The sequence below is a fragment of the Bradyrhizobium sp. 147 genome (genome assembly GCF_023073935.1).
GTDB lineage: Bacteria > Pseudomonadota > Alphaproteobacteria > Rhizobiales > Xanthobacteraceae > Bradyrhizobium.
On sequence record NZ_JADPKL010000011.1, the window covers coordinates 36,998 to 54,281 of the forward strand.

Genomic DNA, 17,284 nt, shown 5'->3' on the forward strand with positions numbered 1-17,284 from the left:
AAGATCAGGACGACAATTGGGCGAGCCGTTTCAGCACGCCCCTGCCCGCGGCGGCGCCGGTCGCAAACGAGGCCTGCAACAGATAGCCGCCGGTCGACGCCTCCCAGTCCAGCATCTCGCCGGCGGCAAATACGCCGGGCAGCTTGCGGATCATGTAATCCGCTGTGAGTTCATCGAATAAGATGCCACCGGCGCTGGAGATGGCACGCGCAATTGGCGCTACGCCAGTTAGCTTGATCGGCACGGCGTTGATGAGCTCCGCCAATCGCTCGGGCGGCATTGCCGACAGCGACTGGCCCGCGCCGATTGCCGCCTCCTGCAGCAACCCGGCGGATATGGGCGAAAGCTGCGCGGCCTTGCGCAGGAAGTTGGAGAGCGATTGTTTGCCGCGCGGGGCAGACAGGCGCTTAACGAGTTCGGCGTCATCAACGTCCGGGCGCAAGGCGACGCGCAGCACCGCCTCGCCGTTCGCCGCAATCGCCTCGCGCAGTTCGGCCGACAACGCGTAGATCGCCCCGCCCTCGATGCCGGCCCGCGTGATGATGGCCTCGCCGCGCAGGACATGCGGACCGAAGGTGAGCGCAATTCCCTTGAGCGGCTGGCCTTCGAAACGCGTGCGAAACACATCGGACCAGGCAACGGCGAAGCCGCAATTGGCAGGCCGCAGCGGCGATATCGCAATGCCCTTGTCCGCCAGAATTGTCGCCCAGCTGCCGTCTGAGCCGAGCCGCGGCCAGCTTGCGCCGCCGAGTGCCAGCACCGTCGCTTTGGCAGCGATTTCAGCCGTTCCATCGGGTGTTTGGAATTGCAGCCGTCCCCCGTTGTCCCAGCCAGTCCATCGATGGCGAAAGGCGAAGCGGACACCGCTCGCATCGAGGCGCCGCAACCAGGCGCGCAGCAAGGGCGAGGCCTTGAATGCCTTCGGAAATATCCGCCCGCTGGTACCGACGAAAGTCGGCTCGCCCAGCGCCTCGCTCCAGGCGCGCAGCGCGTCGGGCGGAAACGCGTCGATGGCACCCTTCAGTTTCGGCGCCGCCGCGCGGTAGCGCGCCATGAATTGCGGCAGCAGCTCGTTGTGGGTGAGATTGAGACCGCCGCGGCCGGCCATGAGGAATTTTCGGCCAGCGGACGGCATGGCGTCGTAGACGGTGACGCGCAGGCCGCCCTGTGCCAGCACCTCCGCCGCCATCAGCCCGGCGGGACCGCCGCCGATGACGGCGACCGCTGTCAGAGTTTTACCCCAGCCCGCGCCGCGGCCTGCGCGACGTATTTCTGCGTCTGCTCGAACGCACCCGTCAGCGCCTTGGCCTTCGACATGTCGCTGATCTCGGCGAAATGCGCGGCGACCGCGTCCGGGGTCCATTCGGATTCCGGCAGGTTGATGCCTTCGCTCTCCAAGATCTTGATCACTGCGAAGGAGCCGGCGCCGGCCCCCATGATGGTGCGGGTCGGCGCGTCCTCGCTGAGCATGTACTCGACCGCGGGCGTGATCGCGTTCGGCTTCATCAGTTGCAGGGCCTGCGGCGGCAGCAGCTCTTCGGTCATGCGGGTTGCCGCCGTCGGCGAGATAATGTTGACGCGGATGTTGTTCTTGCGGCCCTCTTCCGCGAGCACGTTCATCAGGCCGACCATGCCCGATTTCGCCGCGCCGTAGTTGGCCTGTCCGAAATTGCCGTAGAGGCCGGAGGACGACGTCGTCAGCACGATGCGGCCGTAGTTGCGGTCGCGCATGCCGGCCCAGACCGCCTTGCAGCAATAGAAGGTGCCGACGAGATGCACGTCGAGCACCTTCTGGAAATCGGCCGCCTCCATCTTGCCGAACGACTTGTCGCGCAGGATGCCGGCATTGGCGCACAGGAGATCGACGCTGCCCCACTCCCTGGTGGCGCGCTCGACCATGGCTGTGACCTGCTCGAAATTCGAGACATCGGCGCCGTCGGCCATCGCGGAGCCGCCCGCTTTGCGGATCTCCTCGACCACGGATTCGGCCGGCGACAGCGAGCCGCCGGTGCCGTCGCGCGCACCGCCGAAGTCGTTGACGACGACCTTGGCGCCGCGGCTGGCCAATCCCAGTGCATGCGCCCGCCCCAGACCATTGCCCGCGCCGGTGACGATGGCGACGCGTCCGTCGAACCTGATTGCCATGAGTAGGAGTCTCTGTTCTTCCCTTCTCCCCTTGTGGGAGAAGGTGGCGCGAAGCGCCGGATGAGGGTCTCTCTCGGCAAAGATGCGCTCGCGGAGAGAGACCCCTCACCCGCCTCGCGTTCGCGAGGCACCCTCTCCCACAAGGGGAGAGGGGGAAACCCCGCTCTGGGGTGCCTTTTTGAGCAGCGATGGATTGCCGGGTCAAGCCCGGCAACGACTGGCGGGATCAGGCGAAATAGATCAACCCGAGCCAATCCGCGACCAGCGCGGGCTTGTCCTCGCCTTCGATCTCCACGGTCACGTTGGTGCGGGACTGCAATTCGCCTGCCTTGCGTAGCTTGGCCTCCGTCAGCACGAAGCGGCCGCGGACGCGCTTGCCCGAGCGCACCGGCGAAATGAAGCGGAGCTTGTCGAACCCGTAATTCACGCCCATCGTGGTGCCCGCGATCACAGGCATCACCTCATAGGACATGATCGACATCAGCGACATCGTGAGGAAGCCGTGTGCGATGGTGGTGCCGAACGCGGTCTCCTTCTTGGCGCGCTCCGGATCGACATGGATAAACTGGTGATCCTCGATCACGTCGGCATAGGCGTCGATGCGGGGCTGGTCGATCAGGTGCCAAGACGACACGCCGATCTCTTTGCCGACCATGGCCTGATAGGCGTCCAGCGTAATCGGCGGCTTCTTCCAGGCTTCGTTCACTTAGGTCTCACTCCGTGTTTTTGCCAGCTCCGGAAAATCCTCCTCGCGGAATTCGCGGCCACGCAGGGGATCGTTGCGGTCGTCATCGCGCTCCAGCCGCCGTAGGTGCACGCGACGGATTTTTCCAGAAATGGTCTTCGGCAGCTCGGTGACGATTTCGAGACGGCGGATGCGCTTGAACGGCGCAAGGCGCGCGTGCAGGTGCTTGAAGATCGAGAGCGCGGTTTCCGGCGAGCGCTCGGCGCCCGACGTCAGCAACACGAAGGCCTTGGGAACCGCGAGCCGGATCGGATCTGGGCTCGGCACCACGGCGGCCTCGGCGACGAGCTCGTGCTCCAAGAGCACGCTCTCCAGCTCAAACGGGCTGATGCGGTAGTCGGACGATTTGAACACGTCGTCGGAGCGGCCGACGAATGTGAGATAGCCGTCCTCGTCCGCGAACACGACGTCGCCGCTGCGATAGAGCTCGCCTTCCGCACCGGAGAGCTTGCCGTCATCACTCTGATAGCCCTGCATCAATCCGGCGGGACGGTTCACGCCGAGCACCAGCGTCACCTCGCCCTCCTTCGCCGGGTTGCCGTCGGCATCGCTGATCTGCACGCGATAGCCCGGCAGCGGCCGACCCATCGATCCGACCTTGATTGGCTGGCCCGGCGAATTGCCGGCGAGTGCTGTCGTTTCAGTCTGACCGTAGCCGTCGCGGATGGTGAGGCCCCAGGCCGCCTGCACCTGGTCGATCACTTCAGGATTGAGCGGCTCGCCGGCACCGCAGACCTCGCGAAGCGACACCTTGAAGGAGGCAAGGTTCTCCTGGATGAACAGCCGCCATACCGTCGGCGGCGCGCATAACGTTGTGACGCCACAGCGGCCGATGGTGGCGAGCAGGCCTTTTGCGTCGAAGCGCGGCTGGTTGACCACGAACACGGTGGCGCCCGCATTCCACGGCGCGAAAAAGCAGCTCCAGGCGTGCTTGGCCCAGCCGGGCGACGAGATGTTGAGATGGACGTCGCCGGGCTGCAGCCCGATCCAATACATGGTCGAGAGATGGCCGACCGGATAACTGCGCTGACTGTGCCGCACCAGTTTTGGTTTTGCGGTCGTGCCTGAGGTGAAATAGAGCAGCATCGGGTCATCGGCATTGGTCGGTCCGTCAGGCGCAAAACTCTCCGAAGCATGCGCCGCCTCGTCATAGGCCAGCCAGCCGCTGGAGGCCGCGCCGACCACGATGCGGACGATACTCTCGGCACCGAGGCTTGCGAATTTCGCGACCTGATCCTCGGCAGCAATCACCGCCTTCGCCTTGCCGCGATCGAGCCGGTCGCGCAGCTCGTCGGCAGTGAGCAGCGTGGTCGCGGGAATCACGACGACGCCGAGCTTCATCGCCGCCAGCATCGTCTCCCAGAGCGGAACTACATTGCCGAGCAGCAGCAAAAGGTGGTCGCCGCGCTTCAAGCCCTGCGCGCGAAGGAAGTTCGCGACCTGGTTGGAACGCTTTGAGAGCGCCGCGAAGGAGAGCTTGGTCTGCCGATCGTGCGCGGCATCGACGATCCAGAGCGCCGGACGGTCCTTGCTGTCCGCATTCGCCGCCAGCTCGGCGTCGAACCAGTCGAGCGCCCAATTGAAGGGAACCGGATCGGGCCAGCGGAAGCCTTTGACCGCTGTGTCGTAATCCGTGCGGTGATTGAGCAGAAACGCGCGCGCTTCCTGAAATGTCGTCATCAAGTGTTCCCGGCCAGCCCCCTAACGTGCTTGATAATTCCGGAAAAATCCACCCCGCCCTGCCCGGCGGCATCGAAGGACTGATAGATCTCCTGCGCATGCTTGCCGAGCGGCGTCACCGCACCTGCGGCCTTCGCGGCGTCCTGCGCCAGCGTCAGATCCTTCACCATCAGCGCTGAGGCAAAGCCCGGCTTGTAATCGTTGTTGGCCGGCGAGGTCGGCACCGGGCCCGGCACCGGACAATAAGTCGTTAGCGACCAGCACTGCCCCGACGAGGTCGAGGCGACGTCGAACAGCGCCTGATGCGAGAGCCCGAGCTTCTCAGCTAGCGCAAATGCCTCGCTCACCGCGATCATGGAAATGCCGAGGATCATGTTGTTGCAGATCTTCGCGGCCTGGCCGGCGCCGGCGCCGCCGCAATGGACGATCTTCTTGCCCATGTTCTCCAGCACGGGCTTGGCCGCCGCAAACGCACCCTCCTCGCCGCCGCACATGAAGGTCAGCGTGGCACCCTTGGCCCCGCCCGTGCCGCCGGAGACCGGCGCGTCGACGGAGAGCACGCCGTGCTTGGCGGCGAGCGCATGCGCCTGCCTTGCGCTCTCGACGTCGATGGTCGAGCTGTCGATGATCAGCGTGCCCTTGGCCATCGCGGGAACGACCTCGTTCCAGACGGAGAGCACGTGCTTGCCGGCCGGCAACATGGTGACGACCACATCCGCGCCTTTCACCGCGCCCGCTGCGCTGTCGGCAATGCCGGCGCCGTCGGCCTTGGCCTGGTTGCGCGAGGCCTCGACAAGATCAAACGCCACCACCTTGTGGCCGACCTTGACCAGATTGGCGGCCATCGGGCCGCCCATATTGCCGAGACCGATGAATGCGATCGTGGCCATTGTCGTTTCCTCCGCTTCAATATTCTAGTTGAACTTTAGCTCGTCGGCGCCGATCTCGGCGAAATATGGTGCCAGCATCTGCGGCGTCACATCCTCGATCCGCGGCGGCGACCAGGTCGGATTGCGGTCCTTGTCGATCACGGCGGCGCGCACGCCCTCGCGGAAATCGTCGCTGCGAAATACCTCCAGCGCGGCGCGATATTCGCGCACGAGACACTCTTCAAGACTGGACGTCGTGCGTGCGAGCCGCAAGAGCTTCAGCGTCACCACCATGCCGCGTGGCGATTTTTCGCCGAGCGTCTTCAACGTGGCGAGCGCAAACTCTGAGCCGTCGCGCTTGAGCGCCGCAACAATATCTTCCATACGGTCGAAGCCGAACAGCGCGTCGATGATCGGCTCCTTCGCAGATACTGGTCCTGCTGTCTCGCCGGTCGCAAAGCCGTTGATGATCTTGCTGACCTCGGCCGCGGTCGCATCGGAGCGCAGCTTCGTCAGGGCGTTGCGCAGCTCCGGCAACTTCACCGCCGGCACGACCCAATCGGCGAACTTCGCATGGATCGCGTCCGGCCCGTTCATGGTCTGGCCGGTCAGCCCGAAATAGGTGCCGATCTCGCCCGGCGAATGCGACAACAGATAGGTACCGCCGACATCGGGGAAGAAGCCGAGACCGACTTCCGGCATTGCCAGCTTCGTGCGATCCGTCACGACACGATGGCTGGCATGGGCTGACAAACCGACGCCGCCCCCCATCACGATGCCGTCCATGAAGGCGACATACGGCTTCGGGAACTTCTTGATCCGGGCATTGAGGATGTACTCCTCGCGCCACAGGATCTTGCCGAGGTCACCGTTGACCTTCGAGCTTTCCCAGAGTGTGCGGATGTCGCCGCCAGCGCAGAGCCCGCGCTCGCCGGCGCCTTCCAGCAGGATCACAGCGACGGCCGCATCGGCCTCGAAGCGGTCGAGCGCCTTGTCGATGTCGCGAAACATCTCCAGCGTCACGGCATTGAGCGCCTTCGGGCGGTTGAGGCGGATCACGCCGACTGCGCCCTCGACACGGGCGATCAGGTCGCCCTCTTCCACGCCACTCATCGTGCGCCCTCGATCAGCTTGCGCGCCACGATGAGCCGCATGATTTCATTGGTGCCTTCGAGGATCTGGTGCACGCGCAGATCGCGCACGATCTTCTCGATGCCGTATTCGCTTAAGTAGCCATAGCCGCCGTGAAGCTGGAGCGCATGGTTGGCGACCTCGAAGCCGACGTCGGTGCCGAAGCGTTTTGCCATTGCGCAGAGCATGGTGGCATCAGGATCCTTGCGATCCAGCGCCGCGGCTGCGCGCCACAAAAAGGTGCGGGCGGCCTCGAGCTCGATCGCCATGTCGGCGAGGCGGAATTGCAAGGCCTGGAATTCGTCGAGGCGTTTTCCAAAGGCCTTGCGCTCCTTCATGTAGCTGCGCGCCTTTTCGAGCGCTACTTGCGCACCACCGAGCGAGCACGCGGTGATGTTGAGGCGGCCACCATCGAGGCCGGCCATCGCGATCTTGAAGCCGGCGCCCTCCTCGCTGAGGCGGTTGGCGACCGGCACGCGGGCATTCTCGAACATCACGGCGCGGGTCGGCTGCGCGTTCCAGCCCATCTTGCGCTCATTGGCGCCAAACGAGACGCCCGGCGTCTTGCCGTCGATGACGAGGGTCGAGATGCCGCCGGGACCATCGCCACCGGTCCTGACCATCGCGACCAGGAGGTCGGTGCCGCCGGCGCCGGAGATGAACTGCTTCTGGCCGTTGAGCACGTAGTGGTCGCCGTCGCGCACGGCACGGGTGCGCAGCGCCGCTGCGTCCGAGCCGGCGCCCGGCTCGGTCAGGCAATAGCTCGCGATCAGCTCCATGGTGCAGAGTTTTGGCAGCCATGTGTGGCGCTGGGTGTCGCTGCCATAGGCATCGATCATCCAGGACGCCATGTTGTGGATCGAGATGAAGGCCGACGTGGTCGGGCAGCCCGTCGCCAGCGCCTCGAAGATCAGCGCTGCATCGAACCGCGTCATGGCGGAGCCGCCGACATCGTCACGGATGTAGATGCCGCCCATGCCGAGCGTGGCGGCCTCGCGCATCACGTCGACGGGGAAATGCTTCTCCTCGTCCCAGCGCAGCGCCTGCGGCGCGATCTTCTCCGCCGCAAACGCCAACGCCATGTCGCGAATTGCGATCTGATCCTCGTTCAGAGCGAACTGCATGCCTAGCTGCTCATTTTTCTCGTCATTGCGAGGAGCGGAGCGACGAAGCAATCCATTCCTTCTTTCGGGGCGATATGGATTGCTTCGCTGCGCTCGCAATGACGACTGGGCTACAGCCCTACTTCATCAGCGGGATCGAGAACTCCGCACCTTCCTTGACGCCGGACGGCCAGCGCGAGGTTACCGTCTTGGTCTTGGTGTAGAAGCGGACCGAATCCGGGCCGTGCTGGTTGAGATCGCCGAAGCCCGACTTCTTCCAGCCGCCGAAGGTGTAATAGGCGATCGGCACCGGGATCGGCACGTTGATGCCGACCATGCCGACATTGACCTTGGCCGCGAAGTCGCGCGCGGCGTCGCCGTCGCGGGTGAAGATGGCAACGCCGTTGCCGTAGTCGTGGTCCGAGGGCAACGCCAGCGCTTCCTTGTAGTCGTGCGCGCGCACGACCGAGAGCACCGGGCCGAAGATCTCTTCCTTGTAGATCCGCATATCCTTGGTGACGTTGTCGAACAGCGAACCGCCGAGATAGAAGCCGTTCTCGTAGCCCTGCATCTTGAAGCCGCGGCCGTCGACGGCGAGCGTCGCACCTTCCTTGATGCCGATGTCGATGTAGCTCTTGACCTTCTCGACCGCCTCGCGCGTGACCAGCGGACCGTAATCGGCCGAGGGATCGATCGAGGTGCCGATCTTGAGGCTCTCGACGCGCGGGATCAGCTTCTCCATCAGGCGGTCGGCAGTGGACTTGCCGACCGGGACCGCGACGGAGACGGCCATGCAGCGCTCGCCGGCCGAGCCGTAGCCGGCGCCGATCAGCGCGTCGACGGCCTGGTCCATGTCGGCATCGGGCATCACGATGGCGTGGTTCTTGGCGCCGCCGAAGCATTGGCAACGTTTCCCGGTCTGCGCGGCGCGCTCGTAGATGTACTGCGCGATCGGCGTCGAACCGACGAAGCCGATGGCCTTAATGCCGGGGTCGTCGAGGATGGCGTCGACCGCTTCCTTGTCGCCGTTGACGACGTTGAGGATACCGGCCGGCAGGCCCGCCTCGATCATGAGCTCGGCAAGCTTCATCGGCACGCCGGGATCGCGCTCCGACGGCTTGAGGATGAAGGCGTTGCCGCAGGCGATCGCGGGGGCGAACTTCCACATCGGAATCATCGCCGGGAAGTTGAACGGGGTGATGCCGGCGACGACACCGAGTGGCTGGCGCATCGAATAAATGTCGATGCCGGGGCCGGCGCCTTCGGTGTATTCGCCCTTCATCAAATGCGGGATGCCGCAAGCGAACTCGACGACCTCGAGGCCGCGCTGGATGTCGCCCTTGGCGTCGGGCACGGTCTTGCCGTGCTCGCGCGCGAGCAGCTCGGCGAGCTTGTCGTAGTCGCGCTGGATCAGCTCCAGGAATTTCATCATGACGCGGCCGCGGCGCTGGGGGTTTGTCGCGGCCCACTCCGGCTGTGCGGCGCGCGCGTTCTCGACGGCGGCGCGAACCTCGGCCTTGGACGCCAACGCGACCTTGGCCTGGACGTCACCGGTCATCGGCTCGAAAACGTCGGCGGTGCGGCCCGAGGTGCCCTTGACCTCCTTGCCGCCGATGAAATGTCCGATTGAACGCATGGAATGATCTCCTTGGAAGTCGAGCCTGATCGCTTTGACAAATCCTATTGACCTGCATTTTATAGGATTCAAGTCTGAGATATTGCACCATAGATGTGCGAAAATGCTGGATCAAGGCGCTATCGATTGGGACGACTTTCGCTTCGTGCTGGCCATCGTGCGGGGCGGCTCGGTGTCGGCTGCGGCAAAACAGCTCGGGGTCGATCATGCCACGGTGATTCGCCGCGTCGACCGGCTGGAGAGGCATCTCTCGGCAAAACTGTTTGACCGGCGCAAGACCGGCTATCTCCTCACCGAGGCCGGCCAGCGCGTCGCCGACAGTGCGGAAGCGATGGAATCGACCATCGTCGCCAATCAGGAGCAGGTCGGCGGCTCGGTCGCACGGCTGACCGGCACCGTGCGGATCGGCGCGCCCGATGGTTTTGGCACTGCCTTTCTGGCACCGCGGCTGGCGCCCTTTGCGGACCGTTACCCCGATCTGGACCTGCAACTTGTGGCCACCGCTCGGCTGTTCAGCCTCTCCAAACGCGAGGCCGACATCGCCATCAGCCTGACCATGCCGAAGGAAGGCCGCATCGTCGGCCGCAAGCTCCTCGACTACCGCCTCGGGCTCTATGCCGCGCCCGGCTATCTCGAACGTTTCCCAGAGATCACGTCGCGCCAGGACCTGCCGCAGCACCGTTTCGTCGGGTACATCGAAGAGTTGCTGTTCACGCCGGAACTCGACTATCTGCCGCAGGTGTCGCCGAAGATCTCCGCACGTTTCCGCAGCGCCAATCTGATCGCGCAGCTCAATGCAACGCTCTCAGGCTTCGGAATCGCGGTGCTGCCGCACTTCATGGCAAGCGACTACCCGCAGCTCGAAGCCGTACTGCCCGAAGAAATCTCGATCACGCGGACGTTCTGGATGTTGATGCACGCCGACAGCAAGGACCTCGCGCGGATCAGGGCCGTCGCAGATTACATCAGCGAGATCGTGGAGCGCGAGCGAGCGCTGTTTGCTGGGCGATAACGTCGATTAGTAGGGCCCGAAGCACAACTGCCAGTTCCTCATGGTGAGGAGGCGCGAAGCGCCGTCTCGAACCATGCAGGCCCGTATCTCACCCGCGGCCATGCTTCGAGACGACCGCTTGGCGGTCTCCTCAGGATGAGGTCCCGAGGGGGCGTAGCTGGCACTAGTTCTGCTTCTCGCGCGCCTTCTTCGCGGCCGCGGCCTTCGGCTCACGCCGCGCGCCCTCGAGCGCGCTGTCCCGGCCCGCCTTCAGCACCTCGTCGGACAATTCGCTAGAGCCGGCGATGCGCGCCAGCAGCATGGTGCCGGCCATTGTGGCGAGCGTCGCAATCGCCTGTTTTCGTGCGGCCTTGCGCGGCATGTTCGGGATATAATCGGTCATCATCTCGATCATCTCGTCGAGCTTGCCGGCAAAGGCCTTCCGCGTCTTCGGGCTCTCGCGGGCGATCTCGGCGCCGAGTGAGGGGATCGAGCAGCCATGGCCTGGATTGTCGCGATGCAGCGCGCAGAGATAGCTATCCGCGATCAGTGCCAAACGCTTCTCCGGCGCAGCCTCGCTCGTGAGCTTGCGCCAATGCTCGATCGAGCGATCCATGGCGTAGGCGAAGGCCTCGATCACCAGCGCCTCGCGGGAGTCGAAATGCGCGTAGAAGCCGCCGTGGGTCAGGCCTGCCTCCTTCATGAGATCGGCGACGCCGATGCCGTGGGCACCTTTTTCGCGCAGCCGCACCGAGGCCTTCTTCACGATGCGGTCGTGGGTTTCCTGCTTGTGTTCCCGGGAATAACGCATGCGGATCTCATTGAATGTCGGAAATCATCTCATAACACGCAAACGTCGCGAACGGCGCATTAAATCGCAGTTAGTTGTTGCCGATCATGGAAAAGGTTGCGGTTGCATGCACCGCCAGCGCGCCCTTGCCGTCACGAACGAAACCTTCAGCGTAGCTGGTCTGGCGCCCCAGCTTGATCACCTTGCCTTCGGCCGAGATCAGGCCTGAACGGACCGAGAGCGGACGCAAGAAGGTCAGCTTCAGATCGAGGGTCACGGAGCCCTGCCCGGCCTCCAACCGGGTCGAGATCGCGCTCCCCATGGCTGTATCCAGCAGCGCCGCGGCGGTTGCGCCGTGCAAGAGGCCGACAGTATTTTCGAGATCTTCACGCGGCTCCAATTCCATGACGATCCGGCCCGGCTCGACCACCGCTATGGTGAAGCCGATGAGTTTTGCGAAGGGCGGCGGCGGCAGGCGGCCGTCGCGAATGCCCAGCATGGCGTCCATGCCCGACAGACCCATCGTCACCTTCGCAACCTGTGCAGGCATCTGCCAATCCACCACGCGCTCGCGCCGCTGGTCGGGCGAAAACAGGTCAAGATGATCGGATTGGGTCATGACCAACTCTTGTATGATTTACATCATACTATGTGGCGGACTTCGCGCTGGCAACTCCGCCCACCACCCGCTTGACAAGCCGGGCGTTTCGGCCCGGAAGTGACCTCGACCCGGTGCGCCCTGCGCCTGTCCACCAAATCTTCGAGATGCCACATGGAAATGCTCAACCACCATTGCGGCGTGACGCGTGATGCGCGCGGCGTCGTTCATGTCGCGATCTGCAACGCCGGCCCGCTCAACATCCTCGGCTCGCCCGTGACCGACGCCGTGCGCGAAGGCTTGCAGCGGCTTGCCACCGACCACGCGATCCGCGTCGTGGTGCTGCGCGGCCAGAGCCAAAAGAGCATGATCGGCGGCGCCGACATCAAGGAGATGGCGAAACTCGATCAAAGATCGGCCGAAGCCTTCATCAGCCGCCTGCGCGATCTCTGCGAAGCGGTGCGCGCCTTCCCGGCTCCCGTGATCGCGCGCATGCCCGGCTGGTGCCTCGGCGGCGGCCTCGAGGTTGCCGCCGCCTGCGACTTCCGCATCGCCGCCCATGATGCGCATTTCGGCATGCCGGAGGTGCGCGTCGGTATCCCCTCGGTGATCCATGCCGCGCTGCTGCCGCGCCTGGTCGGCTGGGCCCGCGCGCGCTGGCTGGTGATGACGGCGGAGAACATCGACGCTCCGACGGCGCTCGCGTGGGGATTGGTCGACAAGGTCGCGCCGCAAGGCGGGTTGGATGCCGAGGTCGAGCGCGTCGTGCAGGCGTTGCTCGAATGCGGCCCCGAGGCGCTGCGATCGCAGAAGGCGCTGCTGCGGCAATGGGAGGAATTGCCGCTGACGGAGTCGGTCAATCTCAGTGTCGAGGTGTTCGGCGAGTCGTTCCTGACCGACGAGCCGAGGCGGCTGATGCAGGCGTTCGTGAACTGGAAGCGATAGGGCTGTCGCCGCACTCGTCTCTGATTAGTAAGTCGCCGCCACGCTGAACATGTCATGCCTCGGCTTGAGGGGCATCCAGGACGCCGAGGCCTCTCCGTATCCCACGACGGCCTCTGGAATACTGGATCACCCGCCTTCGCGGGTGATGACAATGTGCCTCGAAGAAGCACCTCCTCGAATCGAACGACTAAATCTCATCCGAACGACGACATTTTCTCATCCCTGGCGCGGTTGCTTTTTTTGCGCCGCATCATATGATGAGCATAATCTTACTTATCCCCACAGGGAGTTTGTCATGGCCGAAGCTGCCGATCCCGTCGTCATCGTCTCCGCCGCCCGCACCCCGCTCGGCCGCTTCATGGGCGAATTGTCGCCGCTCCCCGCGCACAAGCTCGGATCGCACGTAATCGGCGCGGCGTTGGAGCGCGCAAAACTCGCGCCGGAGAAAGTCGACGAGGTGTTCATGGGCTGCGTGCTGCCAGCCGGTCAGGGCCAGGCTCCGGCGCGCCAGGCCGCGCGTGCAGCAGGTCTCCCCGACGCCACGGGTGCGACCACTATCAACAAGGTCTGCGGCTCCGGCATGAAGGCGACCATGCTGGCGCACGACATCATCCGCGCCGGCTCGGCCGAGATCGTGGTCTCCGGCGGCATGGAGAGCATGAGCAACGCGCCGTATCTTTTGGCCAAGGCGCGCGGCGGCTACCGCGCCGGCCATGACCGCATCATCGACCACATGATGATGGACGGGCTGGAGGACGCCTACGAGACCGGCCGCTCCATGGGCGATTTCGGCGAGGCGACCGCGGAAGCCTATCAGTTCACGCGCAAGGACCAGGACGCCTATGCGATGGAGACACTAAGTCGCGCGCGCAAGGCGGTCGAAGGCGGCGCGTTCAAGGCCGAGATCGCGCCGGTCACGCTCACCGAGAAAGCGGGTCCCCGCGTCATCGCCAACGACGAGCATCCGCTGAAGGTCGATCCCGCCAAAATCCCCGGCTTGAAGCCGGCGTTCCGCGCCAACGGCACCATCACGCCGGCGGCCTCCTCCGCGAACGCCGACGGCGCTGCCGCGCTCGTGCTGACCAAGCGCTCGCTCGCCGATCGGAGCGGCCTGCCGGTTCTGGCCGAGATCAAGGGCCATGCCACCCACAGCCAGGAGCCGCAATGGTTCACCACGGCGCCGATCCCGGCGATCCGCAAGTTGCTCGACAAGGTCGGTTGGAGCGCAAGCGATGTCGATCTGTTCGAGATCAATGAGGCCTTCGCCGTGGTGGCGATGGCAGCGCAGCGCGATCTCGGCATTCCACGCGACAAGCTCAACATCAATGGCGGCGCCTGCGCGCTTGGCCATCCCATCGGCGCGACCGGCGCGCGGCTGATCGTGACGCTGCTTCATGCGCTGGAGGCGCAGAACCTCAAGCGTGGCGTCGCGGCGCTCTGCATCGGCGGCGGCGAGGCCACGGCGATTGCGGTAGAGCGGCTGGCGCACTGACGCAAGAAAGTCTGAAAACGAGGGAACTCTGTCATTTGCGACAGAAGCCGTCCGTGCCATCCTCGAACTGACGCCGGTCTCTTGCGACCGCCCGTCAACGTTGAGGCCCAATGATCTCGAACTGGCTCGCGGCAGCACTTTCCCGCCGCAACATTCACTACGGCTGGGTGATGGTCGGCGTGACCTTCCTCGCCGCGCTGATCAGCGCCGGCACGGTCGGTGCACCCGGCGTTTTCATCGTTCCCCTGCAAAAGGAGTTCGGCTGGAGCACGGCCGAGATCTCCTCCGCGCTGTCGATCCGTTTCATCCTGTTCGGGCTGATGGCACCATTCGCCGCTGCCCTGCTCAACCGCTACGGCCTGCGCAACGTCACGCTCGCCGCGCAGCTGATCGTCGTTTCGGCGCTCGTGCTCTCGCTCGGCATGACCGAGGTCTGGCAGCTCGTCGCCCTCTGGGGCGTGGTGATCGGCATCGGCACCGGCATGACCGCCTTGGTGTTAGGCGCCACCATCGCCACGCGCTGGTTCGCAGCAAGACGCGGCCTCGTCGTCGGCATCATGACGGCGAGCGTCGCCACGGGTCAGCTCGTATTCCTGCCGCTGCTCGCAAGCCTCACCGAACGGTTCGGCTGGCGTCTCGCACTCGGCTTCGTCTGCATCATGCTCGGCGTCTCGGCGCTGGCAGTCCTGCTCGCGATGCGTGACCGGCCGAGCGATGTCGGCCTGCGCCCGTTCGGCGACGAAGAGACCGCGCCGCTGCCCGCTCCGCCGGCCAGTCACGGCTCGATCACCGGCGTTGCGCTCGGCACGCTGCGCGACGCCTCGAAGTCGACTGCGTTCTGGATCCTGTTTGCGACCTTCTTCGTCTGCGGCGCCTCAACCAATGGCCTCGTCCAGGTGCACCTGATCCCGATGTGCCTCGATTTCGGCATCCCGCAGGTGCAGGCGGCAAGCCTGCTTGCGGCAATGGGCATCTTCGATTTCTTCGGCACCATCATGTCGGGCTGGCTGTCGGACCGCTACGACAATCGCTGGCTCTTGTTCTGGTATTACGGCCTGCGCGGGCTGTCGCTGATCTTCCTGCCCTTTAGCGATTTCTCGTTCTACGGCTTGTCGATTTTCGCGATGTTCTACGGGCTCGACTGGATCGCCACGGTTCCGCCGACCGTACGGCTCACCGCGCAGAAGTTCGGGCCCGAGCGCGCCAACCTCGTGTTCGGCTGGATCTTTGCCGGCCATCAACTCGGCGCCGGCACCGCTGCCTTCGGCGCCGGTTTCTCGCGGACGGTGTACCAGAGCTATTTGCCTGCGTTCTTCATCGCCGGCGCGCTCTGCGTGTTCGCTGCCCTGATGGTGTTGGCGCTGTCGCGGCAGCCCAAGCCGAGGCCGCAAGCGGCGATGGCCTAGTACCTGATCGGGTGGTGACGCCGAACACCGCGGCAGTGCCGAGGCGACACGCCGCGCGGTAACAGGCGATCTCGCGGCTTCGCTGCGCTGGCAGTGACGCCAAGCCTCCCGCGGACTTTGAGCCATATTCCCATTAGACTCCCGGGCACAAACGTGGACAATACCCCAGCACGTCACGTGCACAGTGCACACCAAAGATGCACCAGAGGAACACATGCCGGCTGCCTTCCCGTCGTCCCCACCCGTGATTCCAGCCACTCCTTTGACCACCGAGATGCGCGATGCGTTGCGCGTGATCGTCGGCGAGAAGGGCCTGATCGAGGACGAGCACGGCATGCAGCCGTTCGTGACGGATTGGCGGGGATTGCTGGTCGGCGGTGCCGGTGCCATCGTTCGTCCCGGCAGCACCGAGGAAGTCTCCAGGGTGGTCCGGCTTTGCCACGAGCACGGCGTCGCGATCGTGCCGCAAGGCGGCAACTCCGGCCTAATGGGCGGGGCCACGCCCTGGCCGATGCACACCGGCATCGTGTTGTCGCTCGGCCGCATGAACCGCATTCTGGAGGTCGATTCCGTCGGCTATTCGATGACTGTCGAGGCCGGCTGCGTGCTGCAGACGCTTCAGGAGACAGCAAGCGCACACGACAGGTTCCTGCCGCTCAGCCTCGGTGCCCAGGGCTCGTGCATGATCGGCGGCAATCTGTCGACCAATGCCGGCGGCGTGCAGGTGCTGCGCTATGGCAACGCCCGCAATCTCGTGCTGGGGCTCGAAGTCGTGCTGGCCAATGGCGAGGTCTGGGACGGACTGCGTGCGCTCAAGAAGGACAACACGGGTTACGACCTCAAGCATCTGTTCATGGGCGCCGAAGGCACGCTGGGGATCATCACCAAGGCCGTGCTCAAGCTATGGCCCGCCCCGAAGGACGTCTGCACCGCGTGGCTGGCGATCCGCGATCCGCGCGCGGCCCTGGAAATCCTATCCGAAGCGCACGCGGCGTCCGAGGACAATGTCGGCTCCTGCGAGTTGATGAGCCGCGCCGCCATAGACATGGTGCTGCGCCATATCCCCGGCACTCAGGATCCGCTCAAGGCAGATACGTCATGGTACCTCCTGATCGAATGGTCATCCGCGCGCCCACGCCGGGACGGGACCGAGGGCATGTCCGAGAAGATGGAGCAGTTTCTCGCCGATCAGCTCGAGGTCGGTCGCGTGCGCGATGCAGCGATCGCGCACACGATCAGCCAATCGCGCAACATGTGGCGCATCCGCGAGGGTGTCGCCGAGGCCTCCCGGGCCGAGGGACCGGGACTGAGTTAGGACGTGTCCGTTGCGATCTCCAGAATTCCCGAGTTCATCGATCTGGGGCTCAAGGCCGTGCTCGGCATTCTCCCGACCATCCGCCCCTATCCGCTCGGACACATCGGCGATGGCAATCTACATTTTTCATTTATGGGTCCGCTCGGCATGGATCAGCAGACGCTGACCCAATACAAGGGCGCCATCACGCGGGCCGTGAACGATCTCATCACCTCCATGGGCGGTTCGATCTCGGCGGAGCACGGCATCGGCGTCGACAAGCTCGACGAGCTCAGTCACTATCGCTCGAAGACCGAGCTCGACATCATGCGCACTATCAAGCGCGCGCTCGATCCGCAGAACATCATGAATCCCGGCAAGGTGTTGCGGCTGTGATCGACGCTGCGCCCGGCGCCAATCATTGGTCCAGCATGGGCGGGTCGCAAAGGTGGCGCGCCC

General features: G+C 64.7%; 14 protein-coding genes and 1 pseudogene. 5 read left to right on the top strand and 10 right to left on the bottom strand.

Features of this window, described 5'->3' with window-relative positions; translation table 11 throughout:
* Positions 1-4 precede the first annotated feature (4 nt).
* From IVA87_RS02765 to IVA87_RS02800, 8 genes are all read right to left on the bottom strand, one after another.
* The gene (locus IVA87_RS02765) at positions 5-1,231 is read right to left on the bottom strand and encodes a TIGR03862 family flavoprotein (protein ID WP_256466441.1); all 1,227 of its coding nucleotides are present in this window, start codon (positions 1,229-1,231) and stop codon (positions 5-7) included.
* Positions 1,228-2,145, bottom strand: coding sequence for an SDR family NAD(P)-dependent oxidoreductase (locus IVA87_RS02770; protein ID WP_247304423.1), 918 nt, complete (start codon positions 2,143-2,145; stop codon positions 1,228-1,230). The genes IVA87_RS02765 and IVA87_RS02770 overlap by 4 nt, the downstream gene beginning before the upstream one ends.
* A gap of 226 nt (positions 2,146-2,371) precedes the next feature.
* A complete protein-coding gene (locus IVA87_RS02775) occupies positions 2,372-2,851 on the bottom strand; it encodes a MaoC family dehydratase (protein WP_247304426.1) in 480 nt (159 codons plus the stop codon).
* Positions 2,852-4,570 carry an AMP-binding protein gene (locus tag IVA87_RS02780; protein WP_247304428.1) on the bottom strand — a complete coding sequence of 573 codons (1,719 nt, stop codon included), beginning with the start codon at positions 4,568-4,570 and terminating at the stop codon, positions 2,852-2,854. It abuts the gene before it with no gap.
* Complete coding sequence (gene mmsB / locus IVA87_RS02785) at positions 4,570-5,460, bottom strand: 3-hydroxyisobutyrate dehydrogenase (protein ID WP_247304431.1); 891 nt, start codon at positions 5,458-5,460, stop codon at positions 4,570-4,572. The genes IVA87_RS02780 and mmsB overlap by 1 nt, the downstream gene beginning before the upstream one ends.
* Positions 5,461-5,484: 24 nt before the next feature.
* Positions 5,485-6,552: an enoyl-CoA hydratase/isomerase family protein gene (locus tag IVA87_RS02790; RefSeq protein ID WP_247304433.1), complete on the bottom strand. Its 1,068-nt coding sequence runs from the start codon at positions 6,550-6,552 to the stop codon at positions 5,485-5,487.
* Positions 6,549-7,694, bottom strand: coding sequence for an isobutyryl-CoA dehydrogenase (locus tag IVA87_RS02795; protein WP_247332664.1), 1,146 nt, complete (start codon positions 7,692-7,694; stop codon positions 6,549-6,551). Before IVA87_RS02795 ends, IVA87_RS02790 begins: the two co-directional genes overlap by 4 nt.
* A 118-nt stretch (positions 7,695-7,812) precedes the next feature.
* On the bottom strand, positions 7,813-9,309 hold the full coding sequence (locus tag IVA87_RS02800; RefSeq protein ID WP_247332665.1) for a CoA-acylating methylmalonate-semialdehyde dehydrogenase: 1,497 nt from the start codon (positions 9,307-9,309) through the stop codon (positions 7,813-7,815).
* A 103-nt stretch (positions 9,310-9,412) separates the two neighbouring features.
* On the opposite strand from IVA87_RS02800, the gene IVA87_RS02805 reads away from it, so the two are divergent.
* Entirely contained in the window at positions 9,413-10,321 is a 909-nt protein-coding gene (locus IVA87_RS02805; protein WP_247304439.1) for a LysR family transcriptional regulator, read from the top strand.
* Between the two features lie 163 nt (positions 10,322-10,484).
* Here IVA87_RS02805 and IVA87_RS02810 read toward each other — a convergent pair whose 3' ends face one another.
* Positions 10,485-11,111 carry a TetR/AcrR family transcriptional regulator gene (locus IVA87_RS02810; RefSeq protein ID WP_247304440.1) on the bottom strand — a complete coding sequence of 209 codons (627 nt, stop codon included), beginning with the start codon at positions 11,109-11,111 and terminating at the stop codon, positions 10,485-10,487.
* Positions 11,112-11,181: 70 nt separating this feature from the next.
* Positions 11,182-11,709, bottom strand: coding sequence for a PaaI family thioesterase (locus tag IVA87_RS02815; RefSeq protein WP_247332666.1), 528 nt, complete (start codon positions 11,707-11,709; stop codon positions 11,182-11,184).
* 153 nt (positions 11,710-11,862) lie between these two features.
* On the opposite strand from IVA87_RS02815, the gene IVA87_RS02820 reads away from it, so the two are divergent.
* The 4 genes and pseudogenes from IVA87_RS02820 to IVA87_RS02835 all read left to right on the top strand — a co-directional run bounded on the left by IVA87_RS02820 (position 11,863) and on the right by IVA87_RS02835 (position 17,221).
* A complete protein-coding gene (locus IVA87_RS02820; RefSeq protein ID WP_247332667.1) occupies positions 11,863-12,633 on the top strand; it encodes an enoyl-CoA hydratase in 771 nt (256 codons plus the stop codon).
* Between the two features lie 295 nt (positions 12,634-12,928).
* The gene (locus IVA87_RS02825) at positions 12,929-14,125 is read left to right on the top strand and encodes an acetyl-CoA C-acyltransferase (RefSeq protein ID WP_247332668.1); all 1,197 of its coding nucleotides are present in this window, start codon (positions 12,929-12,931) and stop codon (positions 14,123-14,125) included.
* Between the two features lie 110 nt (positions 14,126-14,235).
* A complete protein-coding gene (locus IVA87_RS02830; RefSeq protein WP_247304447.1) occupies positions 14,236-15,531 on the top strand; it encodes an MFS transporter in 1,296 nt (431 codons plus the stop codon).
* 214 nt (positions 15,532-15,745) lie between these two features.
* Positions 15,746-17,221: pseudogene (locus IVA87_RS02835) on the top strand (FAD-binding oxidoreductase).
* Positions 17,222-17,284 lie beyond the last annotated feature (63 nt).